The sequence below is a fragment of the Ramlibacter sp. genome (genome assembly GCF_035627355.1).
Classification (GTDB): domain Bacteria; phylum Pseudomonadota; class Gammaproteobacteria; order Burkholderiales; family Burkholderiaceae_C; genus Ramlibacter.
This window is the reverse complement of record NZ_DASPLW010000010.1, coordinates 97,461-122,413: the sequence shown is the minus strand read 5'-3', so window position 1 is coordinate 122,413 and position 24,953 is coordinate 97,461. Positions and strand designations below refer to the sequence as shown.

Annotated in this window: 24 protein-coding genes; 8 read left to right on the top strand and 16 right to left on the bottom strand. The window is 72.3% G+C overall.

Annotation, left to right across the window (positions count from 1 at the left end; all coding sequences use genetic code 11):
• Positions 1 to 3: 3 nt before the first annotated feature.
• Positions 4 to 918 carry a 16S rRNA (cytidine(1402)-2'-O)-methyltransferase gene (gene rsmI, locus VEC03_RS04185; RefSeq protein WP_324912954.1) on the bottom strand — a complete coding sequence of 305 codons (915 nt, stop codon included), beginning with the start codon at positions 916 to 918 and terminating at the stop codon, positions 4 to 6.
• Positions 919 to 930: 12 nt separating this feature from the next.
• Between rsmI and VEC03_RS04180 the strand changes: the two genes are divergently transcribed.
• The 3 genes from VEC03_RS04180 (at position 931) to VEC03_RS04170 (ending at position 2,067) form a co-directional block, all read left to right on the top strand.
• Positions 931 to 1,317 carry a YraN family protein gene (locus VEC03_RS04180; RefSeq protein ID WP_324912904.1) on the top strand — a complete coding sequence of 129 codons (387 nt, stop codon included), beginning with the start codon at positions 931 to 933 and terminating at the stop codon, positions 1,315 to 1,317.
• 91 nt (positions 1,318 to 1,408) lie between these two features.
• Positions 1,409 to 1,702 carry a DUF4242 domain-containing protein gene (locus VEC03_RS04175; RefSeq protein WP_324912903.1) on the top strand — a complete coding sequence of 98 codons (294 nt, stop codon included), beginning with the start codon at positions 1,409 to 1,411 and terminating at the stop codon, positions 1,700 to 1,702.
• Positions 1,702 to 2,067: an Hpt domain-containing protein gene (locus VEC03_RS04170; protein ID WP_324912902.1), complete on the top strand. Its 366-nt coding sequence runs from the start codon at positions 1,702 to 1,704 to the stop codon at positions 2,065 to 2,067. Before VEC03_RS04175 ends, VEC03_RS04170 begins: the two co-directional genes overlap by 1 nt.
• A gap of 18 nt (positions 2,068 to 2,085) precedes the next feature.
• On the opposite strand, the gene VEC03_RS04165 is transcribed toward VEC03_RS04170, so the two are convergent.
• Complete coding sequence (locus VEC03_RS04165) at positions 2,086 to 2,946, bottom strand: response regulator (RefSeq protein ID WP_324912900.1); 861 nt, start codon at positions 2,944 to 2,946, stop codon at positions 2,086 to 2,088.
• 14 nt (positions 2,947 to 2,960) lie between these two features.
• Positions 2,961 to 6,212, bottom strand: a complete 3,252-nt coding sequence (locus tag VEC03_RS04160; RefSeq protein ID WP_324912899.1) for a response regulator — start codon at positions 6,210 to 6,212, stop codon at positions 2,961 to 2,963.
• Positions 6,213 to 6,382: 170 nt separating this feature from the next.
• Between VEC03_RS04160 and VEC03_RS04155 the strand changes: the two genes are divergently transcribed.
• Together VEC03_RS04155 and VEC03_RS04150 are read left to right on the top strand one after the other, a co-directional pair.
• Entirely contained in the window at positions 6,383 to 6,982 is a 600-nt protein-coding gene (locus tag VEC03_RS04155; protein ID WP_324912897.1) for a phosphoheptose isomerase, read from the top strand.
• The gene (locus tag VEC03_RS04150) at positions 6,979 to 7,623 is read left to right on the top strand and encodes a BON domain-containing protein (protein ID WP_324912895.1); all 645 of its coding nucleotides are present in this window, start codon (positions 6,979 to 6,981) and stop codon (positions 7,621 to 7,623) included. Before VEC03_RS04155 ends, VEC03_RS04150 begins: the two co-directional genes overlap by 4 nt.
• A gap of 30 nt (positions 7,624 to 7,653) precedes the next feature.
• Here the strand turns inward: VEC03_RS04150 and VEC03_RS04145 are convergent, their stop codons facing one another.
• The 5 genes from VEC03_RS04145 to VEC03_RS04125 all read right to left on the bottom strand — a co-directional run bounded on the left by VEC03_RS04145 (position 7,654) and on the right by VEC03_RS04125 (position 12,157).
• Complete coding sequence (locus tag VEC03_RS04145; protein WP_324912893.1) at positions 7,654 to 8,094, bottom strand: HAD domain-containing protein; 441 nt, start codon at positions 8,092 to 8,094, stop codon at positions 7,654 to 7,656.
• Positions 8,095 to 8,097: 3 nt separating this feature from the next.
• Entirely contained in the window at positions 8,098 to 8,565 is a 468-nt protein-coding gene (locus VEC03_RS04140; protein WP_324912892.1) for a VOC family protein, read from the bottom strand.
• A gap of 88 nt (positions 8,566 to 8,653) precedes the next feature.
• Positions 8,654 to 9,601, bottom strand: coding sequence for an NAD(P)-dependent oxidoreductase (locus tag VEC03_RS04135; RefSeq protein ID WP_324912952.1), 948 nt, complete (start codon positions 9,599 to 9,601; stop codon positions 8,654 to 8,656).
• Positions 9,602 to 9,808: 207 nt separating this feature from the next.
• Positions 9,809 to 10,945: a PilT/PilU family type 4a pilus ATPase gene (locus tag VEC03_RS04130; RefSeq protein ID WP_324912890.1), complete on the bottom strand. Its 1,137-nt coding sequence runs from the start codon at positions 10,943 to 10,945 to the stop codon at positions 9,809 to 9,811.
• A gap of 168 nt (positions 10,946 to 11,113) precedes the next feature.
• Positions 11,114 to 12,157, bottom strand: a complete 1,044-nt coding sequence (locus VEC03_RS04125) for a type IV pilus twitching motility protein PilT (protein WP_324912889.1) — start codon at positions 12,155 to 12,157, stop codon at positions 11,114 to 11,116.
• Between the two features lie 47 nt (positions 12,158 to 12,204).
• On the opposite strand from VEC03_RS04125, the gene VEC03_RS04120 reads away from it, so the two are divergent.
• Positions 12,205 to 12,894 (top strand): YggS family pyridoxal phosphate-dependent enzyme, encoded by a 690-nt coding sequence (locus tag VEC03_RS04120; RefSeq protein ID WP_324912887.1) that lies wholly within the window; start codon positions 12,205 to 12,207, stop codon positions 12,892 to 12,894.
• A gap of 19 nt (positions 12,895 to 12,913) precedes the next feature.
• Here the strand turns inward: VEC03_RS04120 and VEC03_RS04115 are convergent, their stop codons facing one another.
• The 5 genes from VEC03_RS04115 to VEC03_RS04095 form a co-directional block, all read right to left on the bottom strand.
• A complete protein-coding gene (locus VEC03_RS04115; RefSeq protein WP_324912885.1) occupies positions 12,914 to 14,164 on the bottom strand; it encodes a b-glycosidase in 1,251 nt (416 codons plus the stop codon).
• Positions 14,165 to 14,240: 76 nt separating this feature from the next.
• A complete protein-coding gene (locus VEC03_RS04110) occupies positions 14,241 to 14,792 on the bottom strand; it encodes a DUF3617 domain-containing protein (protein ID WP_324912884.1) in 552 nt (183 codons plus the stop codon).
• A gap of 49 nt (positions 14,793 to 14,841) precedes the next feature.
• A complete protein-coding gene (gene glpK, locus VEC03_RS04105) occupies positions 14,842 to 16,398 on the bottom strand; it encodes a glycerol kinase GlpK (protein ID WP_324912883.1) in 1,557 nt (518 codons plus the stop codon).
• Positions 16,399 to 16,460: 62 nt separating this feature from the next.
• Positions 16,461 to 16,670, bottom strand: a complete 210-nt coding sequence (locus tag VEC03_RS04100) for a DUF2945 domain-containing protein (protein ID WP_324912882.1) — start codon at positions 16,668 to 16,670, stop codon at positions 16,461 to 16,463.
• An 86-nt stretch (positions 16,671 to 16,756) separates the two neighbouring features.
• On the bottom strand, positions 16,757 to 19,180 hold the full coding sequence (locus VEC03_RS04095; RefSeq protein ID WP_324912880.1) for a hybrid sensor histidine kinase/response regulator: 2,424 nt from the start codon (positions 19,178 to 19,180) through the stop codon (positions 16,757 to 16,759).
• Positions 19,181 to 19,312: 132 nt separating this feature from the next.
• Between VEC03_RS04095 and VEC03_RS04090 the strand changes: the two genes are divergently transcribed.
• Both VEC03_RS04090 and VEC03_RS04085 read left to right on the top strand, forming a co-directional pair.
• A complete protein-coding gene (locus tag VEC03_RS04090) occupies positions 19,313 to 19,678 on the top strand; it encodes a hypothetical protein (RefSeq protein ID WP_324912951.1) in 366 nt (121 codons plus the stop codon).
• A 62-nt stretch (positions 19,679 to 19,740) separates the two neighbouring features.
• Complete coding sequence (locus tag VEC03_RS04085; protein WP_414708453.1) at positions 19,741 to 21,414, top strand: RecQ family ATP-dependent DNA helicase; 1,674 nt, start codon at positions 19,741 to 19,743, stop codon at positions 21,412 to 21,414.
• Here VEC03_RS04085 and VEC03_RS04080 read toward each other — a convergent pair.
• The 3 genes from VEC03_RS04080 to VEC03_RS04070 are packed head-to-tail and all read right to left on the bottom strand — an operon-like array spanning position 21,401 to position 24,840.
• Positions 21,401 to 22,858, bottom strand: coding sequence for a hypothetical protein (locus VEC03_RS04080; RefSeq protein ID WP_324912879.1), 1,458 nt, complete (start codon positions 22,856 to 22,858; stop codon positions 21,401 to 21,403). The two genes, VEC03_RS04085 and VEC03_RS04080, sit on opposite strands and share 14 nt — an antisense overlap.
• A 1-nt stretch (position 22,859) precedes the next feature.
• Positions 22,860 to 24,164 (bottom strand): SPFH domain-containing protein, encoded by a 1,305-nt coding sequence (locus tag VEC03_RS04075; protein WP_324912877.1) that lies wholly within the window; start codon positions 24,162 to 24,164, stop codon positions 22,860 to 22,862.
• A 19-nt stretch (positions 24,165 to 24,183) separates the two neighbouring features.
• The gene (locus VEC03_RS04070; RefSeq protein WP_324912876.1) at positions 24,184 to 24,840 is read right to left on the bottom strand and encodes a hypothetical protein; all 657 of its coding nucleotides are present in this window, start codon (positions 24,838 to 24,840) and stop codon (positions 24,184 to 24,186) included.
• Positions 24,841 to 24,953 lie beyond the last annotated feature (113 nt).

The window sequence follows — 24,953 nt, the reverse complement described above, 5'->3', positions numbered from 1 at the left end:
GGATCAGCCCGGGCTCTTCTTCAGCTGCAGCGCCCGCTCGTACAGCGCGTTGCGCGGCGCGCCGGTGATCTCGGCGGCGAGCTGGACGGCGGTCTTGACCGGCAGTTCGGCCAGCAGCAGGCGCAGCACGCGCTCGCCGTCGTCGGCCGCGGCCGCCTGCGGCACACCGTGCAGCACCAGCGCGAACTCGCCGCGCGTGCGCTGCGCATCCGCGGCCAGCCAGCCGGGCAGCTGCGCGCAGGGCAGCGTGGCCAGCTGCTCGAACTGCTTGGTGAGTTCGCGCCCCACCGTCACCGGCCGCTCGCCCAGCGCGGCCAGCGCGGCAGCCAGCGCCTCGATGCGGTGCGGCGCCTCCAGCAGCACGACGGCGCGCGCCTCCTGCGCCAGCGCGCCGATCGCGGCCTCGCGCTCGCCGGCCTTGGCCGGCAGGAAGCCGGCGAACACGAAGCCGCCGTCCTGCAGCGAGCCGGCCGCGCTGAGCAGGGTCGTGACGCTGCTCGGCCCGGGGATGGGCACGACCCGCAGCCCGGCCGCGCGCACCGCCGCCACCAGCCGGGCCCCCGGGTCGCTCACCGCCGGCGTGCCGGCATCGCTGGCATAGGCCACTCGCTCGCCGGCCTGCAGCCAGCCGATCACCTGCTGCGCCGCTTCGGCCTCGTTGTGCTGGTGCACGGCCAGCAGGCTGCCGCCGGCGCGCTCCAGCCCGTAGGCGCGCAGCAGCGACTGGGTGTGGCGCGTGTCCTCGCAGGCGATGCGGTCGGCCAGGCCGAGCACGTGCAGCGCGCGCAGCCCGATGTCCGCCAGGTTGCCGATGGGCGTGGCCACGACGTACAGGGCCCCCTCCGGATAATCCTGGGCGCCAGCCGCCTCCCGGGCGGCTTGCCGGGCGGCGGCGTAGGAAGGGGCGCTGGCGGACAGGGGGACCTCGCGATGTTCAGGACTGCAGCCGGCCGCGCGGCCGGCCCCACGACCAAGGCCGCGGGCGACGCCGCCGAGGACCGCGCGCTCGCCCATCTGCTGGACGCCGGCCTGCGGCTGGTGGCGCGCAATTATCGGACGCCGGGCCGAGGCGGCGGCGAGATCGACCTGGTGATGCGCGAAGGCGCCACGCTGGTGTTCGTGGAGGTGCGGCGCCGCGGCCGGCGCGACTTCGGCGGCGCCGCCGCCAGCGTCGGCCTCAGCAAGCAACGCCGCATCGTGTTCGCTGCCCGCCACTTCCTGCTGCGCTATGCGGCGCCGCCGCCCTGCCGCTTCGACGTGGTGGCGCTGGAGGCGGGCGGCGTGCACTGGCTGCGCGCTGCCTTCGATGCACCCTGAGCGCAATGGCCGTCCACCGTCACCATCCATCACAATGGGTTACCCCGCTTGGGCGTAGCGTTCGGTGCCCCAACGATTGCAGGAGACGTCCATGCCGAAATACGTGATCGAACGCGAGCTCCCCGGTGCCGGCAACATGAAGCCCGATGAACTGCAGGCGCTGTCGCGCAAGTCGTGCGACGTCCTGGAAGGCATGGGGCCGCAGGTGCAGTGGATCCAGAGCTACGTCACCGGCGACAAGATCTACTGCGTCTACCACGCACAGAACGAGGAACTGGTGCGCGAGCACGCGCGGCGGGGCGGCTTTCCGGCCAACAGCATCGCCCGGGTGATGGCCGTCATCGACCCGGCCACCTCCGAAGCGCGCGAGCCGGCCCTGGCCTGATGGGGCAGCTGCCGACCGACCTGCCGGGACTGGACGTGCAGCGCGGGCTGCGCCAGTGCGGCGGGCGGGAGGCGCTGTACCACGCGCTGCTGCGCCTGTACGTGCAGCACAACGCCGGCTTCGGCGACCAGGTCCGCGCCGCGCTGCAGCGCGGCGACTACGCTGCCGCCGAGCGCATGGCCCACACGCTCAAGGGGTCCTCGTCACAAGTGGGCGCGGAGTCGGTGGAACAGCCGGCGGCCGACCTGGAAGCGGCGCTGCGCGCGCAGGCGCCGCAACAGGACGTGCAGGCCGTGCTGGACCGGCTGGAGCCGCCGCTGTCCCGGCTGCTGGCCGCCCTCGCGCCGCACCTCCCGGGCGATTAGCCCGGAAGCGCCGGCCCCTCAGGCGGCGTGCCGCTCGCGGGTGGCGGTCGCGTCGGCGTTGGTCCACGGATCGAAGGCGGTGCCGGCTGTCCCGGCGGGATCCGGAAGCCCGGTGACGGCGCGCACCGCTCGCAGCAAGGCCTCGGCATCGAACGGCTTGGTCAGGTAGCCGTCGGCGCCGTCCGCCAGCGCCTGCAGCACGCCTTCGCGGGTAGCGCGGCTGGTGAGCATCAGCACCGGCACGTGCCGCAGCCGCGGGTGCTCGCGCACCTTGCGCAGCACCTCGAAACCATCGGCATCCGGCAGCGTCACGTCCAGCAGCACCACCTGCGGCGCGCTGGGTGCGTTGAAGCCCGCCACCACCTCGGCGCGGTTGGCGGCCAACCGCACCTGGAATCCCTCCAGCGCGAGGAAGCACTGGATGAAGCGGGCCAGCACCGGGTCGTCCTCCACCACCACGGCGGTGGGTACGACGTCGGGCGCGCCGCCCGGCACGATGGCGCCGGACCGGCGCCACACCAGCCCGAGCGAGAGCGAGGCCTTCACCGGCGAGGCTTGCGGGCTGGCCTCGGGCCCCAGCGACTGCGCCAGCACGCGCAGCTGGCTGTCCGTGGCCGCCGCGAAGGCGTCGGCCCGCTCCTCGCGCAGCAGGCCGCGCTGCCACAGTCCCTTGAACAGCGCCGCGAAGGTGGCGTCGCCGACCGACGGCATGGCCGCGCGCACCTGGCGCAGCGGGGTGACGCCGTCCATGCGCACCAGCAGTTCCAGTTCGCGGGCCGACAGCGTGCTGACGCTGCCGCCCAGCTCGCGCCGCCCCGATCCGCTCAGGCCGAACACCTGGTCCTGCGGCAGGACCGACCAGTCCGATTCCGTCTTCATCATTCCTTGCTCCTTCATGCGCCCGCTTCCGCCGCCGGCTCCGCTTGCAGCCGCGACGCCAGCACCCCGGCCAGCGACGCCAGTTCCCGCTCCAGCACGCGCAGCCGGTCCTGCACGGTCGCCGGCGGCTCATAGCTGCGCAGCGCCGTTTCCAGCTCCGCCGCCCGTCGTGCCACTGGGCCGGCGCCGACGTTGGCGGCCACGCCCTTCAGCGTGTGGGCCAGCCGCTCGGCCTCGCCGATCTCACCGATGGCCAGGGCCTCGTGGATCTGCACCGGCACCGGGCCTTGGCTGCGCACGAAGCGCAGCAGCAGTTCGCGATACAGCCTGCCGTTGCCGCGCGCCAGCGCCAGCCCCTGGGCCGCATCCAGCCCGGCGATGCCGTCCCAGTCCGCGTTGGCGGGAGACCCCGCGCCGGGGGTCGCCACCGCCGCTTCGGTTCCCGCCTGCTGCGGCGGGATCCAGCGCAGCAGCACCGCCCACAGCGCCTTGGGATCGATCGGCTTGGTGACGGTGTCGTTCATGCCGGCCTCCAGGCAGCGTTCGCGGTCCTGCGCCATCACGTTGGCGGTCATGGCGACGATCGGCAGGCGGGCGAGGCGGCCGATGCGGCGGATCTCGCGCGTCGCGGTCACGCCGTCCATCACCGGCATCTGCATGTCCATGAACACCAGGTCGTACCAGTGCTTCTGAACCATCTCCAGCGCGACCTGGCCGTTCTCCGCGATCGCGACCTCCAGCCCGGCCTCGCCCAGGATCTCCTGCGCGACCAGCTGGTTGATCTCGTTGTCCTCCACCAGCAGCACGCGCGCGCCGCGGATCGCCGCGAGGCAGGACGGCGGCTCCGAGGCGTCCGGTGCATCCACCGTGCGCTCGGCCGCGTGCAGCCCGCGCTGCCTGGCCAGCACGTCCACCGTGGCGTCGTAGAGCGCCGACGGCCGCACCGGCTTGACCAGCACCGTGTCTATGCCCACGCGCGCGGCTTCCTTCATCAGCTCCTCGCGGCTGTAGGCCGACACCATCATCAGGATGGGCGGCTGCTGCAGCCCCAGCTCGCGGATGCGGCGCGCGGTGTCGACGCCGTCCAGGCCCGGCATGCGCCAGTCGAGATAGACCAGGTCGAATGGCCGGCCCTGGATGGCCGCGGTGCGCACGGCGTCGATGGCCTCCAGCCCGCCGCTCGCCTCGCTGGCCTCGAACCCCAGCTCCTGCAGCAGGTCCACCAGCGCGGCGCGCGCATGGAAGCTGTCGTCGACCACCAGCGCGCGGCGCCCGCGCAGGTCGGACGCCTGCGGCAGTTCGCGCAGCTGCCGGTCGCTCACGCCCAGCCGAGCCGTGAACCAGAAGGTGCTGCCCTGGCCGGGTTCGCTTTCCACGCCGATGCGGCCGCCCATCAGCTCGGCCAGCTTCTTGCTGATCGCCAGCCCCAGGCCGGTCCCGCCGTGGGTGCGGGTGATCGACATGTCGGCCTGCGAGAAGCTGCGGAACAGCCGCGCGAGCTGGTGCGAGGACAGCCCCACGCCGGTGTCGCGCACGCGGAACTCCAGCAGCACCTCGCCGCCCGCGCGCTCGAGCGCGGCGACGCCGATGGACACTTCGCCGCGCTCGGTGAACTTGACCGCGTTGCCCGCCAGGTTCAGCAGGACCTGCTCCAGCCGCAGCGAATCGCCCAGCAGCAGGCGCGGCAATCCCGGCTCCATCTCGACGACCAGCTCCAGGCCCTTGCGCTCGGCGGCGTCGGCCAGCAGGCTGCTGGTGTTGCCCAGCAGCTCCTCGAGGTCGAACTCGCCCTGCTCGAGTTCGAGCTTGCCAGCCTCCACCTTGGAGAAGTCCAGGATGTCGTTGACCACGCGCAGCAGGTGCTGGCCGGCGGACTGCACCTTGAGCAGGTAGTCGCGCTGCCGGGGCCCCAGCTCGGTCTTGAGCACCAGGTGCGACAGCCCGATGATGGCGTTCATCGGCGTGCGGATCTCGTGGCTCATGTTGGCCAGGAAGTCCGACTTGGCGCGCGTCGCCGCCTCGGCCGCCTCCTTGGCCTCGCGCAGTTCTTCCTCCACCTGCTTGCGCTGGGTGATGTCGCGCGACACGCCCAGCAGGCCGATCGGCTCGCCGTCCTGGTCCCACATCGGCGCGGTCAGCGTTTCGTACAGCACCTCGCGGCCGTCGGGGTGGGCGAGCCACTCCTCGGTCAGGCGCGGCTCCATCGCGGCCAGCGTAGCGGCGTCGCGCCGCCGGATCGCCGCGGCGCGCCCGGGCGAGAAGAGCTCCTCGGCCGTGCGGCCGACCATCTGCTCCAGGGACCGGCCCTGGCGGCGGCAATGGGCCGCGTTGGATCCCAGGTACAGCCCGTCCAGGCTCTTGAAGAAGATCGGGTCCGGGATCGAGTTGATCAGCGCGACCAGCAGCGCCTGCTGGCGCGCCGCCTCGCGCTGGGCCGCGCGCGTCTCGGTCTTGTCCTGGAGGTTGATCACGAGCATCGCGCGTGCGTGGTGCTCGATCGGGAAGACCGTGTAGTCCACTTCGCGCCAGCTGCCGTCCCCGCGCCGGTGGCGGCAGGTCCCTGCGAGGGTGCCGCCCGGCGCCGGTTCCGGAGCTTCCGGGCCGGCGCGGTCCCGGTGGAAAGCGGCGAACACGTCCTGCGACAGTTCCACCACCTCCTCGTCGGAGTAGCCCAGGTGCGAACGCACGGCCGGATTGGCCCAGGCCAGCTCGCCGCTGTCGCGGTCGATCCAGAGCATGGGGCCCGAGCTCTCCAGCACCCGGCTCTGGAACCGCAGTTCGCGCACGTGCTTCACGGCCACCGTGACGTCGCGGTAGACCACCACGCTGCCGACCGCCTGCCCCCGCAGGAACTGCGGCTGCACCCGTCGCTCGATCACCCGCCCGTCCTTGAAATCCAGCAGGTCGGCGTCGCGCCGGCCGGGATCGGCGTCCAGGGCGGCGACGAGCTCGTCGAAGCGCGCCGGGTCGCACAACTGAGCGGCCATGCACACGCGCAGAGCGTCCTTGTCCAGCCGGTCCATCTCCAGCTCGGGGAACGACCAGATCTCGGCCGCCCGGATGTTGAAGAACACGTTGCCGTCCGGGCGCACGGCCAGGATGCCGTCGCTCGCGGCGTCGAGCGTGGCCAGCAGCAGCCGGTGGGCGGCCTCGCGCTCGCGCAGCGCCTCGCGCGCGGCGTCGCGTTCGGCTTCGGCGGCGGCCAGCCGCGCCCGCAGGCGGGCGGGGCTGTCGGCGTCGGCCGGGGCAGGTCGGTCAGGGCACATGGCGCTTTCTCGCAAGTTCGCTGGGCCGGGGATCGGCCCGGCAGCGACTCTAGGAAGGCGCGCCCTGCGTTCCGTAAGGCGTTTGCCTACGGGGCCGGCAAGGCTGTGCGTACGCGTCGGATGGCCGCCACGGAAGGCGTGCAATAGGGCCGGCGGTATCATCCCCAACCATGCTCGAACAGCGGATCCAGCAGCACTTCATCGACAGTGCCGACCTCAAATACCAGGCCGCGCAGGCGCTGAGCAAACCGATCGCGGCCGCCGTGCAGGCGGTGCTGGCCTGCGTGACCAGCGGCGGCAAGGTGCTGGCCTGCGGCAACGGCGGTTCGGCCGCCGACGCCCAGCACTTCTCGGCCGAGTTCGTCGGCCGCTTCGAGCGCGAGCGGCCCGAGCTGGGCGCCATCGCGCTGACCACCGACAGCTCCATCCTCACCGCCGTCGCCAACGACTACGCCTGGCAGCACGTGTTCGCCAAGCAGGTGCGCGCGCTCGGCCAGCCGGGCGACGTGCTGCTGGCGCTGTCCACCAGCGGCAACTCGGGCAACGTGATCGCGGCCATCGAGGCCGCGCACGAGCGCGAGATGTCGGTGGTGGCGCTCACCGGCCGGGGCGGCGGCAAGATCGGCCAGATGCTGCGCGAGACCGACGTGCACGTGTGCGTGCCGCACGAGCGCACCGCCCGCATCCAGGAAGTCCACATCCTCGCCCTGCACTGCATCTGCGACGGCGTGGATGCCCAGTTGCTCGGAGAACAGGAACCCCCCGCATGACCCACGCCTTGCTTCGCTTCGCCGCCACGACCTTCGCCGCCGCCACCCTGGCCGCCACGCTGACCGCCTGCGCGCCCCTGGTGCTGGGCGGCGCCGCCGTCGGGACGCTGGTCGCCCTGGACCGGCGCACCTCCGGCGCGCAGCTGGAGGACGAAGGCATCGAGCTGCGGGCCGCCGCTCGCATCCGCGAGGCCATGGGCGAGCGCGCCCACGTGAACGTCAGCAGCTACAACCGCCAGGTCCTGCTGACCGGCGAGGTGCCCACCGACCGCGACAAGCAGCAGGCCGAGCTGATCGTCTCCAAGGTGGAGAACGTCAAGGGCATCTACAACGAGCTGGGCGTGATGGGCAACTCCAGCCTGACCCAGCGCTCCTCGGACACGCTGATCACCGGCAAGGTCAAGGCCTCGCTGGTCGACGACCGCGAGCTGTCGGCCAATGCCTTCCGCGTGGTCACCGAGCGCGGCACCGTCTACCTGATGGGCCGCGTGACCCAGCGCGAGGCCGACAAGGCCACCCAGATCGCCCGCTCTGTCGGCGGCGTGCAGCGGGTGGTGCGCCTGTTCGAGCTCATCTCGGAACAGGAGCTGCAGCAGATCGCGCCGCAGGCCACGGCGCAGCCGGCTGCCCCGGCGCGCTGACGGCTTTGGCGGGCATCGGGCGCCGGGCCTTCAGCCCGGCACCGATCCGCTGCCGGCCTCCCGAAGCCAATCCGCCAGCGCCCGGGCCTGCAGGTCGCCGAATCCGGCGTTGGGGTCGCACGCGATCAGCCGCGTGCGGTCGCCGAAATCCCAGTCGCAGTCGTCCAGGGCCCGCCAGTCGATCGCGCCGCTCAGGCCGCGCACGTGCGCCAGGATCTCCCGTTCGCGCGCATGGCGGCCGATCACGGCCTCGCCGGTGCAACCGCTGACGCGCGGGACCAGTTCGGCCGGCAGCAACTGCAGCAGGTCCGGCCACGGCACGGCGAAGCGCCAGCTGGAGGAGATCACCAGTTCGCAATCGAACTGCGCCAGCGCCTGGGCCAGCGCCGCGGCGCGCGAGAAGCGCTGGTCCGGCTCGCAGGTGGCCGGGTGGAGCACGCCGTCGAAGTCGAGGTAGAGGACGTGGCGCATGGCTCAGGCGGCACGCGCCTCACCCGGCGCCTGGTCCGGGTCGTCGCTCCCGGGCTCGGCCGGCGACAGCAGGATCTCGTCGTAGCCCCGGCCCTTGAATTCCAGCAGGTCGATGCCGTGGCCGAAGGGGTCGGCCAGGCTCGCCATCCGGCCCCAGCGGCGGTCGGCGATCGGCCGCTCCAGCACCGCGCCGAGCGCCACCAGCCGTTGTGCCACCTCGTCGATGCCCTGCACGACGAAGTCGAGGTGCACCGGCGTCCAGTGCCGCGAGTAGTCGCGCCGCTGCGGCTGTGCCGGCCCCAGCGGCGTCGTCCCCGGCGCGTTCGCGAGCAGGTCGATCGGGCTGGAGCCGCCGATCAGCTCCACCCAGTCGTCGCCCAGCCGCCGGCCGGCACGCAGGCCCAGGCCCCGCGTGTAGAACGCGATGGCGCGCTCCAGGTCGTCCACGTCGATGCAGATGCGGATATCCATCGCGGCAGTCTAGTGCCGGGGGCGGCGTTGGCAACACCGCGGGGCGCCGGTGGACGCGGCGCCTGACCATGGGCGAAAGAAAGCGCCTCTAGCGCAGCCGCTTGATCAGCGAGGAGGTGTCCCAGCGCTTGCCGCCCATGGCCTGCACGTCGGCGTAGAACTGGTCCACCAGCGCGGTGACCGGCAGCCGGGCGCCGTTGCGCTGCGCCTCGTCCAGGCACAGCCCGAGATCCTTGCGCATCCAGTCGACCGCGAAGCCGAAGTCGAACTTGTCGGCGATCATGGTCTTGCCGCGGTTGTCCATCTGCCAGCTCTGCGCGGCGCCCTTGCCGATCACCTCCAGCACCTGCTCCATGTCCAGGCCGGCGCGCTGGCCGAAGGCGATGGCTTCCGACAGGCCCTGCACCAGCCCGGCGATGCAGATCTGGTTGACCATCTTGGTGAGCTGGCCCGCCCCGCTGGGGCCCAGCAGCGTGAAGGCGCGCGCGAAGGCCATGCCCACCGGCTTGACGGCATCGAAGGCCTTGGCGTCGCCGCCACACATCACGGTGAGCAGGCCGTTCTGCGCGCCGGCCTGGCCGCCGGACACCGGCGCATCGATGAACTGCAGGCCCTTGGCGGCCGCGGCGGCGGACAGCTCGCGCGCCACGTTGGCCGAGGCCGTGGTGTGGTCCACGAAGATGGCGCCCGGCTTCATGCCGGCCAGCGCGCCGTCCTCGCCCAGCACCACCGAGCGCAGGTCGTCGTCGTTGCCGACGCAGCAGAACACGATGTCGCAGCCGGCCGCCGCCTCGCGCGGCGTGGCGGCAGCGCGGCCCTTGAACTCGCCGGTCCAGGCCTGCGCCTTGGCGGCCGTGCGGTTGTAGACCGTGACCTCGTGCCCGGCCAGCGCCAGGTGCCCCGCCATCGGGAACCCCATCACGCCCAGGCCCAGGAAGGCGACCTTGCGAGCGGGTGTGGATTCGTAGGGGCGGGGATTGGTGCTGGGCATGTCGGAACTCCTCGTGTGTGATTGCAGGGGGTTGAGCAGGCCCATTCTAGAAAAAGGCGTGCGCCGCACGCGCCTCACCCTGGCGCGCCCACGGCCGAGGAAGGAGTACCCGGCCCCTCACGCGCCGCAGGCGCGGACCGTTCGCGCGGAATAACATGCAGCGCGAACACCCTTTGATCGAGGATCCGGCTTCGCCGGTCCTCGATCAACTGATTGAAAGATCAACTTCTGAATCGCGCAGCGATTCAGAAGTTAAACAATGGATAGGTGTTCCGTCCCCGACGCGAGGTCCTGGGTCTTGGCGCGCTGCGAGTTGAGCTTGATCTGCAGGCGCAGGTCGTTGACCGAGTCGGCGTTGCGCAGCGCGTCCTCGTAGGAGATGACGTTGCCCTCGTAGGCGTCGAACAGGGCCTGGTCGAAGGTCTGCATGCCGAGGTTGCGGCTCTTCTTCATGACCTCCTTGATCTCGGAGACCTCGCCCTTGAAGATCAGGTCGGAGATCAGCGGGCTGTTCAGCATGACCTCCACCATGGCCTGCCGTCCCTTGCCGTCCTGCTTGGGCACCAGCCGCTGCGAGACCATGGCCTTGAGGTTGAGCGACAGGTCCATCAGCAGCTGGGCGCGCCGCTCCTCCGGGAAGAAGTTGATCACCCGGTCCAGCGCCTGGTTGGCGCTGTTGGCGTGCAGCGTGGCCATGCACAGGTGGCCGGTCTCGGCGAAGGCGATCGCGTGCTCCATGGTCTCGCGGTCCCGGATCTCGCCCATCAGGATGACGTCAGGCGCCTGGCGCAGCGTGTTCTTTAGCGCCGCCTCCCAGCTGTCGGTGTCCAGGCCGACCTCGCGCTGGGTGACCACGCAGTTCTTGTGCGGGTGCACGAACTCCACCGGGTCTTCGATCGTGATGATGTGGCCGTAGGAGTTCTCGTTGCGCCAGTCGATCATGGCCGCGAGCGTGGTCGACTTGCCCGAGCCGGTGGCGCCCACCAGCACCACCAGGCCGCGCTTGGCCATGGTGACTTCCTTGAGCACCTGCGGCACGCCCAGCTTGTCGATGGTGGGCAGGTTCTGCGGGATCACCCGCAGAACCATGCCGACCTTGCCCTGCTGCACGAAGGCGTTGACGCGGAAGCGCCCGATGCCCGGCGGCGAGATGGCGAAGTTGCACTCCTTGGTGCGCTCGAACTCCGACGCCTGCTTGTCGTTCATGATCGAGCGGGCCAGCGCCAGGGTGTGCTGCCCGGTCAGCGGCTGCGGCGACACCTTGGTGACCTTGCCGTCCACCTTGATCGCCGGCGGGAAGTCGCCGGTGATGAACAGGTCGCTGCCGTTGCGGCTGATCATCAGCTTGAGCAGGTCGTTGATGAATTTGCTGGCCTGGTCGCGTTCCATGACGACTCCTAGTTGACAGCCGGGCGCAACGCGGCGGAGGCACGCGGCGGCACAAGGCACGAGCCCTTGCAAGGGGCGTTCAAGCGGACACCGCGGAACCGGCTTTGCCGGGCCGCTGGTGCCGCCCCCTGGGGGGAGGCGGCCGAAGGCCGCTTCGGGGGGGGCATGTTATCCGGGGAAGTTCTCGGGGATCTTCGCCTTGGACCGGGCCTCGGCCGGCGAGATGATGTTGCGCTTGACCAGGTCCGTCAGGTTCTGGTCCAGCGTCTGCATGCCGAAGCTGTTGCCGGTCTGGATGGCCGAATACATCTGCGCCACCTTGGCCTCGCGGATCAGGTTGCGGATGGCGGAGGTGCCCAGCATGATCTCGTGCGCCGCGACCCGGCCCGAGCCGTCCTTGGTCTTGCACAGCGTCTGCGAGATCACGGCCTGCAGCGACTCGGACAGCATCGCGCGCACCATCTCCTTCTCCTCGGCCGGGAACACGTCGATGATCCGGTCGATGGTCTTGGCGGCGCTGGAGGTGTGCAGCGTGCCGAACACCAGGTGGCCGGTCTCGGCCGCGGTCATCGCCAGCCGGATGGTTTCCAGGTCGCGCATTTCGCCCACCAGGATGCAGTCCGGGTCCTCGCGTAGCGCGGACTTCAGCGCCGCCGCGAACGACAGCGTCATCGGCCCGACCTCGCGCTGGTTGACCAGGCACTTCTTGGACTCGTGCACGAATTCGATCGGGTCCTCCACCGTCAGGATGTGGCCGTACTCGGTCTCGTTCAGGTGGTTGATCATGGCCGCCAGCGTGGTCGACTTGCCCGAGCCCGTGGGGCCCGTCACCAGCACCATGCCGCGCGGCTTGAGCGCCAGGTCGCCGAAGATCTTGGGCGCGTTGAGCTGCTCCAGGCTCAGGATCTTGGAGGGAATGGTCCGGAACACCGCGGCGGCGCCGCGGTTCTGGTTGAACGCGTTGACCCGGAAGCGCGCCAGCCCCTCGATCTCGAACGAGAAGTCGCACTCGAGGAATTCCTCATACTGCTTGCGCTGCGTGTCGTTCATGATGTCGTACACCATGGCGTGGACCTGCTTGTGGTCCAGCGCATCGACGTTGATGCGGCGCACGTCGCCGTGCACGCGGATCATGGGCGGCAGGCCGGCCGACAGGTGCAGGTCCGAAGCCTTGTTCTTCACGCTGAATGCCAGCAGCTGGGTAATATCCACCGGGTCCCCTCTTCGACGTCGTGCCTATTGGAAAGCGCCGGCCGATTATGACGACGATTCACGACAACCTCCAGACCGTCCGGGCGCGGATCGCCGCCGCCTGCGCCGGGGCGCAACGCGCAGTGAACGATGTCACGCTGCTGGCGGTGTCCAAGACCTTCGGCCCCGAGGCCGTGCGCGAAGCGCACGCCGCCGGCCAGCTCGCCTTCGGCGAGAACTACATCCAGGAAGCGGTCGAGAAGATGGCGCTGCTGGAGGACCTGCCGCTCGAGTGGCACTGCATAGGCCCGATCCAGAGCAACAAGACGCGCCTGGTCGCGCAGCACTTCGACTGGGCCCACACGGTGGACCGGCTCAAGATCGCGCAGCGCCTGTCCGACCAGCGCCCCGAGGACAAGCCGCCGCTGTCGGTGTGCATCCAGGTCAACGTCGATGGCGGCACCACCAAGTCCGGCGTGGCGCCCGACGAAGTGGCCGCGCTCGCGCGCGAGGTGGCTCAGCTGCCGCGGCTGCGGCTGCGCGGCCTGATGACCATCCCGGAGCCGGCGCCCGACTTCGACGCCCAGTACCAGGTGCATGCCCGCGCCACCGCCCTGTTCCGGCAACTGCAGGCCCAGGGGCTGCCGCTGGACACGCTGTCCATGGGCATGTCGGCGGACCTGGAGGCGGCCATCGCCGCGGGCAGCACGATGGTGCGGGTGGGGACCGCCATCTTCGGCGGCCGGCCGCGCCGCTGACGCAGCGGCACCGGAGGCCTCAACTCCAGTTGCGGTCAGGCCGCGGATCCAGCCGCCGGGCGGCGGCGACGACATCCTGCAGATCCACCGGGTCGCTGAACGGATCCTCGTCCAGTTCGGTCACGCGATTGAGCTCCTTCTGCCAGCGCCGCAGTTCCTCGACATAGGGCGCGTGCGGCACCCGCGCCAGCCGCCCGTCGCGCGGCACGAGGTCGCAGATGCCGTTGTGCAGCCACTCGCCGGTGTGCCAGTCCGGCATGTCCACGCCGGGGAAGAGGCAGATGCCGTGCAGGTCCATGCCCTGGTTGACCGCCGCCATGGCTTCCTGCATCACGTCGCGCAGCCAGTCGGGCCGGCCGCGGCCCATGCCGCTGGTCTCGCCGATGACCATGGGCCGCCGGTAGCGCTCCCAGGCGCGGCGCAGCAGGTCGCACAGAGGCACGACGCCCGGGCTGCCGGGCGGCAGGGCCTGGTGCGGCCCCTGCTCGCGGTACTCCATCTGCCCGAACGAGTAGTTGTTGGCGCCCACGATGTCCAGGATCTCGGGCGAGCCGCCCAGCTCCGGGTGGGCCATGCCGCACAGCATGTCCCAGGCCAGGAAGCTGTCGACGAAGGTCTCGTGCGCGGCCGCTTCCTGCTGGTCGGGCCGGTCCGGCGGCGCCACCACCTGGATCAGCGGATCCACGTGCACCATCCGCGCCTGCGGCAGCACCTCGCGGATCGCCTGCGCACCGGCGATGGCGGCGGCGCACAGCGCGACCCGGAACCGCTCGCGCGTGGCGCGGTCCTTGCCGTACGGCGCCACCCAGCCCCACTCGCCGCCGCAGAAGGCGAAGAAGGTGATCTCGTTGATCGGGGTGAACCAGTAGGGGCCTGGCAGTTCATCGCGGACGTGCCGCGCCACGGCACCGCAATAGCCGGCGAAGCGCTCGCGAAAGGACGGCTGGAACGGGTCGGCGTCGTCGGGGTAGCCGTAGTGGCACAGGTCCCACAGCGGGGTCACGCGCGTGCGCCGCATCGCGTCGAGCATCGGCGCGATGCTCGAGAAGTCGTAGCGGCCGCCGCCGCGGTCGGCCATCGGCCAGGGAATGCCTTCGCGGGCGACGGCGATGCCGAGGTCCCGCAGCATGCGGTAGTCCTCCAGCGCGTGCTCGCGGTGCTGGGTCTCGGCCACCAGGTCGCGGCGCCGGCCGTCCTTCCACAGGAAGGTCGAGCACTCGAAGCCGGACAGGAAGAAGGTCGGGAAGATCCCCGCGTGCGACGCACCCATGCCCGAGTGCATCACAGCGCCGCGCCGGGCGGGCGCCGCTGTTTGGAAATGCAAGCGGCGCGCCGGGACGGCCGCGCTACTTGCGGGCCGCGGGCGGCATCACCGGCTTGACGTTGCCGCAGTCGGCCGACAGCCACTTGCCGGACGATTCCATCTGCGTGGTCTCGGTCTTGCCTCGGTCGGTGCTGGTGATGGTGGTGCGGGCGGTGTAGGCCTCGTTGCCCTTCATGGTGATCTGGCTCTCGCCGCGCGAGGGCGGGTTGGTGCAGGTGAACACCACCTTCATCGTGTTGCCGGTGCGCTGCTGCTGGGTGGTGCGGCAGTCGCCCTGCTGGCCGGCGATGTCGTTGCGCTCGACCATCTCCTTGGTCATGCACATGCGCATGCCCTGGCCGCCCGGCGACATGCCCACGCCTTGGCGCGCCATCATGGCTTCCATCTGCTTGCGCTGCTCGGGCGGCATGGCGGCCATCTGCTCGCGCATCTCCTTCATCGCCTCGTCCAGCTCGGGGTTGCCCTTGAAACTCTGCTGGATCTCCCACAGCCCGGGCTTGAGCGTGGTCTGGGCGGCGGCCGGCGCCAGCACGCAGGCGGTGGACAGGGCCAGGGCATACGGCAGGATCTTCATGTCTTCTCCTCTTGTGTGACAACGCGCCGATTGTGTCCGCGCCCGCCGCTCAGGCCAGCGTGGCCTGGCGCACGGCGTGTTCCCAGCGCGACATGGCTTCCAGCGCCTGCCCGCGCGGCAGCACCGGCGTGAAACGCCGCTGCACCTGCCACTGCGCCTGCAGTTCGTCGGTGCCCGCATACACGCCGGCCGACAAGCCCGCCAGGTAGGCGGCGCCCAGGGCCGTGGTCTCGGTAACGGCCGGACGCACCACGGGGATGCCCAGCAGGTCGGCCTGGAACTGCATCAGCAGGTCGTTGACGCAGGCGCCGCCGTCGACGCGCAGCTCGGTGACCGGCGCCACCCCGGCGGCCTGTGCGTCGCGGGCCATGGCCTGCAGCAGCGCGGCGCTCTGGTAGGCGATGCTCTCCAGCGCGGCGCGCGCGATGTGGGCCACCGTGGTGCCGCGCGTCAGCCCGGTGATGGTGCCGCGCGCGTCGGGTTTCCAGTAAGGCGCGCCCAGGCCGGTGAAGGCCGGCACCAGCATCACGCCGCCGGCGTCCGGCACGCTCTCGGCCAGCGCCTGCACCTGGGCGCTGCTCTGGATCGCACCGAGGCCGTCGCGGAGCCATTGCACCACCGCCCCGCCGACAAACACGCTTCCCTCCAGCGCGTACGCGCTGGAGGATCGCGTGGCGTGGGCTTGACGCCCGCCCCCTCCCAAACCCTCCCCCTCACGGGGGAGGGCTTCAGGCAACTGGCACGCCGCCGTGGTCAACAGCTGATTGGTGCTCGCAATCGGCCGTGCCCCGGTGTGCATCAGCAGGAAGCAGCCGGTGCCGTAGGTGTTCTTGGCCAGGCCCTCGCGGAAGCAGGCCTGGCCGAACAGCGCGCTCTGCTGGTCGCCGGCTACGCCGCCGATGCGCACCGGCGCGCCCAGCAGCGCTTCCACCGTGCGGCCGTAGTCGGCGCTGGACGGCAGCACCTGCGGCATCAGCGAGGCCGGCACCTGCAGCAGCGCCAGCAGGTCCTCGTCCCAGCGGTTGCGGTGCACGTCGAACAGCATGGTGCGGGACGCATTGGTCACGTCGGTGGCGTGCAGCGCGCCGCCGGTGAGCTGCCACAGCAGCCAGCTGTCGATGGTGCCGAAGGCCAGTTCGCCGCGCTCGGCCGCCGCGCGGGCGCCGGGCACGTTGTCCAGCAGCCAGCGGATCTTGGTGCCGGAGAAATAGGAGTCGATCAGCAGCCCGGTGCGCTGCTGGATGCGATCGGCGTGGCCCTGCTCGCGCAGCTGCGCGCACAGCGGCTCGCCGCGCCGGTCCTGCCAGACGATCGCGTTGTGGCTCGGCTGGCCGGTCTTGCGGTTCCACAGCACCGCGGTCTCACGCTGGTTGGTGATGCCCAGCGCCGCCACGTCGCGCGCGGTGATGCCGGCCTTGGCCAGCGCCTCCTGCGCGGTGGCGAGCTGGCCGCGCCAGATCTCCAGCGGGTCGTGCTCGACCCAGCCGGGCTGCGGATAGATCTGCGGCAATTCGCGCTGGGCCAGCGCGACGATGCGCCCCTGGCGGTCGAAGACGATGCTGCGGGAGCTGGAAGTGCCCTGGTCGAGCGCGAGCAGGTAGGTCATCCGCCGATGCTAGCCGCAGCCGCGGCGGCCCGGCATCCGGGCCAGCCCGCGCCGCAGCCGCTTCAGCTGCCGGTGCGATCGGGCTTGCGCGCTTCCTGCTGCGCAGCCTCGTCGACCTCCGCCGCGGACGCCTCGGGCTGGTCGGGCGAGGTGTCGACCTGGTGGCCCTTGAGGGTGGTGCGGCTGGTCAGCTTGCGGCCGGCCTTGCCCTTGGCGATGCCGCCGTGCGAATTCCATTCGGCGGCCTCGCCGGCGCGCAACTTCTCTCCCATGCTTCGGTGCTCCTTCGGATGGACCACCCATGATGGCGGCGTTCTGCCCGGCGGCGGGTTACCGGGCGTGTCGGCCGGGCCGCCCCTCACTGGCGCCGGCGCTCGGCCAGCTCCTCGATCAGGCCGCGGATGCGCCCCACGTTCAGCGGCTTGGTCAGGTGCGCGTCGAAGCCGGCCTGCATCGACTCCTGCACGTCCGTGTCCTGCCCCCAGCCGGTGGCGGCGATCAGGATCATCGAGCGACCCCATTCGGTGGCGCGCAGCCGCCGCGCGACCTCGTGGCCGCTGAGGTCCGGCATGCCGATGTCCAGCAGGGCGATGGCCGGCCGCTGCTGCTCGGCCACGTGCAGGGCCTCGTTGCCGCTGCGCGCCAGCACGGCCCGGAAGCCCGACAGCTCCAGCAGCTTGGCCAGGCCCCAGGCGGCGTCGCCGTTGTCGTCGGCAACCAGGATCAGCTCGCCCTGCGCGGCCGGCGCCGGCTCGGGCGCCTGCTGGGCCGGCGGCTGGGGCAGCGCCTCCGCCCGGCCCTCCGCCGGCAGCAGCGGCAGGCCGACGCGCAGCTGGCAGCCCTGCCCCAGCCCGGCCGAGCTGGCCATGATCCAGCCGCCGTGCAGCTCGACGATGTTGCGCGCCAGCGCGAGGCCGATGCCCAGCCCGCCGTTGGAACGGTCGAGCGAGCCCTGCCCCTGGGAGAACAGGTCGAACATGCGCTCGATCTGCGAGGGGTCCATGCCGATGCCGTTGTCGCACACCTCGATCACCACCTCGTCGTGGAAGACCTCGGCCGACACCTCGATGCGGCCGCTCTCCGGCGTGTACTTGGCGGCGTTGGTGACCAGGTTGGAGACCACCTGGGCCAGCCGCATCGGGTCGCCGTCGACCTGCACCGTGGGCGGCGGCAGCCGCACCACCAGCTCGTGCGAGGCGGCCTGCACCAGCGGCCGGGTCGCCTCCAGCGCCGACTGGATGAAGGCGGACACGGCGACCGGCTGCCGGGTCAGGCTCAGCCGCCCCAGCGTCAGCCGCGAGACGTCCAGCAGCTCGTCCAGCAGCGACTTCATGGCGCGCGCCTGGCGCTGCACCACCTCGGCCGCCTTCTGCCGCGCCGATTCCGGCAGCCGCGGCATCAGCAGCAGCTCGGAGGCGCTGGCGATCGAGGCCAGCGGGTTGCGCAGCTCGTGCGACAGCACGGCGAGGAAGCGATCCTTGTTGGCGTCGGCCTGCTCCAGCGCGTGCCGCGCCTGCTCCATTTCCTCCAGCGCCCGGCGCAGTTCGGCCTGGCTGCGCTCCATCGCCTGCTGCGCTTCCATCGCTTCCTTCATGTCGCGCGCGATGGCGGTGCCGCCGATGACCTCGCCGCCGGGGCCATGGATGGGCGAGACCCGCACCGAGATGTGCGCGTCGGTGCCGTCCTTGCGCCGCCGCACCGCCTCGTACTGGATCGCCTCGCCCTGACGGATGCGCCGCATGTTGTCGTGGTACTCCGCCTCGCGGCCCGGCGCCAGCATGAACAGCGGCTGCCCGACCACCTCCTGCGCCGTATAGCCGTAGATGCGTTCGGCGCCGGCGTTCCAGCTCAGGATGGTGAAGTCGGTCGAGAAGCTGGTGATCGCGTCGGTCGACGCGTGGACCACGGTGGACAGCCAGCGCAGCGCCTGGTCGGCCTGCTTGCGCTCGGTGATGTCGACGAAGGACAGCACCACGCCGGACCGGTCGTCCTGGGCCACGCGATAGGGCAGCAGGCGCACCAGGTAGCAGCGCCTGGCGCGGTCGCCGACTTCGCGCTCGACCGGCTCCGGGCGCTCGAGCACGCGCTGCACGTCGGCCGCCAGCTCGGGGTAGTCCAGCGGCGTTGCCAGATCGGTCAGCGGCCGGCCGCGGTCGGCCGGGATCAGGCTGAACAGGCGCGTCGCGGACTCCGTGTAGTGCCGCACCCGCAGCGCGGTGTCCACGAACACGGTGGCGATACCGGTGGCCTTCAGCAACTCGACCAGCCCGCGGTCCGCGCGTTCCATCTCGGCCGGCCGCGGGCCCTGGGCCGGCTGCGTCGGCGACACCGCCGGGCTGCCGGACTCGAACAGCACCAGCAGCAGGCCGGCACCGACGTCGGGGGCCGGCACCACGCGCACGGTGAGCGTGAGCGGCCCCGAGCCATCCTGCAGTTCGACCGGGTCCGACTGGACCGCGGCCTGCGACTGCGCCGCCTGCTGCAGCGCCGCGGCGAGCGCCGGCCGCAGCGCCGGATCGACCAGCGACGGCAGCCGGCGCGTGGGCTCGCCGCCGCGCCACTGCAGGAAGCGGCCGGCCTGGGGCGACAGGTGGACGATCTCGTGCCCGGCATCCACCAGCACCGAGGGTGGGCCCAGCCGTTCGAGCAGCCTCAGGTGCAGCTCGGCCGGGGTCTCGCGCCGCGCCGGAAGGGACTCGACGCGCGGGGTCCCCTTGCGGCCGGGACGGTCGGCGGAATCGTCGGGCGAGGCCCCGGACGGGTCGGGCTGCGCGGCTTGCATGCTCCTGCACCAGCGACTGGTGTGCGGGTCGTTTTTTCATTATGCGCTGCGTCCGACAGCAGTCGCGCCCCGCCGACTACGCGACAGCAGCGAACCGGGACCCACACTGCGGCCAGACCACAGGAGGACCCCATGGCCTACAGCAGCATCCTCGGCGCCGACCCGGCGCCAGCCCAGCCCGCGGGCCGCGGCAGCGACGCGCTCGGCCCGAGCGACAACTCGGACAGCGGCAGCGACGCCATCGGCACGCGCGAGGTCCACGCCGATTCGGACGGCCCCGGCACCGGCGAGCGCGGCGGCGTGGCCGGCGCCGACGCCGAGGAAGGCGCCGACATCGCGCCCGACCGGGTGGTTCGCATGGGCGCCGGCGACGACGAGGCGCTCGGCGAGGACGTGGAATCCGGCGAGGGCTTTCCGGAAGCGGATCCCGACAGCCAGGAATTCACCGACCTGGACGGCGACAGCGAGCCGGAAGCGGACGGCGAGGCCGACCGCTGAAGCCCGCATCCCATCCGCCGGGCGAGCGGCGCATCGCCGAAACCCTGCGCCGCCGCTTCGGCGTGCGCCGGCTGCGGCCGGGCCAGCGCGTCGTGATCGACCAGGTGCTGGCCGGCCGCAACACGCTGGCGATCATGCCGACCGGCGCCGGCAAGTCGCTGTGCTACCAGCTGCCGGCCCTGCTGCTGCCCGGTCGCACGCTGGTGGTGTCGCCGCTGATCGCGCTGATGAAGGACCAGGTGGAAGCGCTGGGCGAGCGGGGCATCGCGGCGGTGCAGCTGAACAGCTCGCTGGACGGCGAGGCCACCAAGGCCGCGCTCGCGCAGGCCCTGGACGGCAGCGCCGGCATCGTCATGGTCACGCCGGAGAAGCTGGCCGAACCCGGCTTCGTGCAGGAGCTGGCGCGCCACCCCACCAGCCTGCTGGTGGTCGACGAGGCGCACTGCATCTCGCAATGGGGACACGACTTCCGGCCCGCCTTCCTGGAGATCGGGCCGGCGCGCGAGGCGCTGGGCCAGCCCACGGTGCTGGCGCTCACGGCCACCGCGACCGACGAGGTCGCGCAGGACATCGCGCAGCAGCTGGGGATCGCGCGCACCGGCATCGTCCACACCGGCTCCTACCGCCCCAACCTGGCACTGCAGGTGGAACAGGTCGCCGACGAGGCGGCCAAGCTGGCGCGGGCGGTGGCGCTGGTGCGCGAGGCTAAGGGCTGCGGGCTGGTCTACACGGCCACGGTGAAGGCGGCGCAGGCGCTGCACGAGGCGCTCGCGGCGGCGAACGAATCGGTGGGCCTGTACCACGGCCGGCTGGATGCCGCCACACGCCACGCGGCGCAGGATGCCTTCATGGACGGCGCCGTGCGGGTCATGGTGGCGACCAACGCCTTCGGCCTCGGCATCGACAAGCCCGACATCCGCTTCGTGCTGCACTACCAGCTGCCCCCCGGGCTGGAGGCCTACTACCAGGAAGCCGGGCGGGCCGGCCGCGACGGCCAGGCGGCGCTGTGTACCCTGCTCTACCGGCGCGCCGACAAGGCGGTGCAGCAGTTCTTCCTGGCCGGCCGCTATCCCGGCGACGAGGACGCGCAGGCCCTGTACGAGGCGCTGCGGCAGGCGCCGTCCGAGGGGACGCACTGGACGCTGGCGCTGCTCGCGGCGCGGCTCGTTCGGCCGCGCAGCAAGCTGCAGGTGGCGCTCGGGCTGCTGCGGCGGCGCAAGATCGTCCGCGTGGACGCCGAAGGCGAGCTGCACCTGCTGCGCGAGGACGTCGGCGGTGACACGCTGCGCGAGCTGATGGCCGCCTACCGCGACAAGCGGGAGCAGGACCAGGCCACGCTGGAGCGCATGGTGTTCTACGCCCAGACCGGCCAGTGCCGCTGGCGCCTGCTGCTGGAGCACCTGGAAGGCGAGGCCGCGTTCGAGCGCTGCGGGCATTGCGACAACTGCGTGCGGCTGGCCCGCGCGGAAGCGGCGCAGGCGCAGCAAGAGCAGCCCGCCGACGCCCCGGCCGATGACGAGGCCCCCGCCCGGCCGGCGTTCGCGCCCGGCGACATCGTCACCGTGCGGCGCTACGGCCGCGGCGAGGTCCGGCAGTCCAGCGCCATCGAAGTCGGCGTCGCCTTTGCCGACGGCAGCGTGCGCAGCTTCCGGCCGGAGTTCGTGCGCCGCGCGCGCGGCCAGCCCGCCGTGGGCGCGCAGGCGCCTTCCGCGGCGGTATCGCTCAGCGCAGGCTGACGGTGCCACGCTTCCAGTCCGGGTCGGCCCAGCGCTGGAAGGGGCCTAGCGCCTCGGCATCGCGCGACTGCCGCTGCACCGCCAGGCCGTCCAGCGACAGCACTTCATAGCGGCGCCGGTAGCGGCCCTCGCCGCGCGCCTCGCGCGCCACCAGCACCTGGCGCCCGCCCGGCACCCAGCCGGCGAATTCGGCGTAGCCGAGCCCGGGCGTCACGGCTGCGGGCGGCACCAAGTCGACCGACCAGCCGCCGCGCGAGCGCCGGAACAGCCACAGCTCACGCCAATCCGCCACCGGCTGCACCGCCAGCGCCAGCGCGTTGCCTTCGCGGTTGAGCGAGGCCGACTGCGGCCACACCACGCCGAAGGTGCAGCGGCGGGCCAGCGGCCTGGCCGCATCGTGCCTGGCGTCCACCAGCAGCACGCAGGTCTCGCCCGGCTGGCCGGGGACGGTCTGCACCGAGGGCCGCGACGAGAGCTTGTCCGCAACCGGCGCCGGAACCGCCGCCCAGCGCGAGGCGTTGACCCGCATCACCGCATCGTTCCAGGCGGGCGCGTCGGACTCGGGCAGCTCGGCCGGCTGCACCGACGCCAGCTCCGCGATCGCCCGCTGCGCCGCCGCGTGCGGCGGCTCGCCCCGCCGGGCCTGCTCCCAGGCCAGCGTGCTCCACACCTCGGCGCGGCGCATCGCGACGCGGTTCCTCACGTAGCCGGGCAGGGCTTCCACCTGCACCCGGTCGAGCAGCTCGGCCCGCCAGCGGTTGGCCTCGTGCAGCTGCAGCGGTGGCAGGGCCGGGTCCAGGCAGTCGGCACGCGTCAGCGCCAGCGCCGCGTCGGCCTGCTGCGCCGGGCGCGCGGCCATCGCCAGCACGCGCCGGAACGCCTCGCCGTCGTAGCACACGCGCATGCGGCCTTCGCGTTCGTAACTGGCGAAGCGCACGCCGTAGTGCCGCGCGAGGTCCAGGTCGGCGGCCAGCGCTGCCTGCGCGTTGGCGCTCGTCGCCGCGCCGGCCGACGCTCGCTGCGCCAGCCGATCAGCCATGGTGCCCAGCGCGGCCAGCACCTCGATGCCGGCCTGGCCGCTCACGGCCTCCGCCGGCGCCGCCTGCAGCCAGGCAGCGGCCAGGCCGATGCCCAGCGCCTCCCGCCCGGGCGCGTCCTGCACGAAGCGCAATACGGCCAGCAGCTCGGGCGCCTCGCCCGGCGTGCCGGCCAGGCGTCGAACCTGGCTGGCTCGCACGAAGCCGCCGCGCTCGCGCCGGTGGTCCCACACCTGCAGGTGGTCCAGCCGCTCGCCGCGCACCTCCAGCAGCTCGCCCGGGCGCAGTTGCGCCTGCAGCGGCGCCGAGTCGCGCGCGGCGGCGCGCAGCACGGCGTGGTCGGCGGTCACCAGCGCGGTCCCCAGGCTGGCCGCGGCGGCGGCCGCCAGCAGCACGCCGGCCGGCATCTCACTCGTCCTCCGCTGCGCTGGAGGCAGCGTGCTGCGATACGGCCGGAGCGCCCGGCCCGCCGCCCAGCAGATTGGCGCCGATGAAGCCGCCGGCCGCGCCCGGCGGCGCGATGATCACCTGCACCTTGTCCGAGAGCTTGTCGGCCAGCGTCTTCTGGATCAGCAGCGGGTGGCGCGACAGCAGCGTGCCCTCGCGCGCCATCTGCTCGGCGCTCGCCTGCCCCAGGCGCTCCAGCCGGAAGGCCTCGGCGTCGGCCAGCTGGCGGCGCGCGTCGGCCTCGCCGCCGGCCTCGATGCGGCGCGCCTGCGCGCTGCCCTCGGCCATCTTCAGCCGCACCTGGCGCTCGGCTTCCGCCTCCAGCCGGCGCTGCTCGACCTGGCGCTGCTTGAACGGCAGCACGTGCTTCATGGCCTCCTCCTGCGCCCGCGCGGCGATCACCTGCTCGCGCGCCGCCGCTTCGGCGCGCACCTCGCGCCGCACCTTGTCGGCCGCGGCCTCGAGCTCGGTCTCCTTCACCCGCTTGTCCTTGAGCTCCAGCGTGTAGCGCATCTTCTGCGTGGCCAGTTCCTCGGCCAGCAGCGCCTCCATGCCGCGCCGGTAGTCGTCCGGCAGGTCCACCTTGCCGACCAGCACGCTGCGCAGCAGCACCCCGTCGGCGGCCAGCCGCGGCGCCAGCTCGGTCTCGAGCGCGGCCTGGATCTCGGCCCGCCTGGTCGAGAAGATCTCGCGCACCGTGTAGCGCGCGAACACCTTGTAGACCACGTTGCGCACCGCCGGCTCCACCACCTCGGTGTCCAGGTCGGCGGGCAGGCCGCGCAGCAGCGCGAGCTGCGCCGGATCGACGGCGTAGCGCACCGTCAGGTCGATGCCGACCGACAGGCCCTCGACCGATTGCACCGGCGCCGGACCGGACGCCAGCGCCATCTGCGCCGGCCGCCAGGTGCGGTCGCGCAGCGGCACCCGTCGCAGGCGGTGCACCCCGGGCACGACCAGCACCAGCCCGTCGCGCCACTGGGTGACCTCGCCGGTGAACTGGTTCACCCGCAGGCCGACCTCGCCACGCGGCACCGGCTGCAGCGGCGGATGCCGGACCAGTAGCCAGCCGACCACGGCCAGCAGCGCAAGGACGAGCAGGGCCGGGCCCAGCCGCGAGATGCGCGCCAGCGTGGCCTCGGCGCCGAAGGGCGCGGGCGCGGCGGCCTCCTCGGCGGGCCGGGGAGCGGGATGCGGGAAGGCACGTGACAGGACCCGCGACACGGTGCTGCGCAGCGCGCGCAGCAGGGATTGCAGCTTCTCGATCATGGCGATGGCTCCGGCCGGTTCAGCAGCCGTCCTGCGCCGCCGCCCACAGTTCGGCGCTAGGGACGTTCACGCCGGGGCGGGCCGTGCCGGACAGCAGCAGCACGGTGCGATCGCCCACGTCGACGATGAAGTCGGGGCCGCCATCGCCGTCCAGGTCGGCGATCGAGCGGATGGCGGTCGGCTCGCCGGGCTGCCCGAGCCGGTACAGGTGCTCGGTCCCCGCATAGCGGATGGTGTAGGTCAGCGCGCCGTTGCCGTCCTCCACCGTGAAGCCGAAGGGCGTGCGGCCGAACATCAGCTGGTACTCGCGGTCCGGCATGGGCTGCGCCACCGGCGCGGTCATGCGGTACAGCGGGCGCTCGCCGGTCCTGAGCAGGACGCCGGGGATGCGCACGTACCAGCCCTCGTCCCCGGCCTCGGGCACCGCCCGCTGCGGGTCGGCGGTGCTGACCTCGATCGCGCGCTCGCCGGTGGCCAGGCGGAACCAGCCGTCGACCGGCCAGTGCCCGCCGCCGCTGCCGGCCACTTCGCTGCGCCAGAGGTCGGCGTCCAGCAGGTAGCCGTCCTCCTGCAGGCCGGCGGCCCAGGTGGAGGCGGCGATCACCGCGGCGGCCAGCAGGGCCAGCAACTGGACCAGGGCGCGCAGCGGACGGAACGGGGCGGAAGCGGTGGGCATCGCGTTTCTCCTTCGGGTTGGTGCGATGCGGTCATTCTTCGAAGCGGCCCCGGAGCGAACAATGCAGCCGGCGGGCGGCTTGCTTCACGCGGCGGAAGAAACCTTCACGCGGC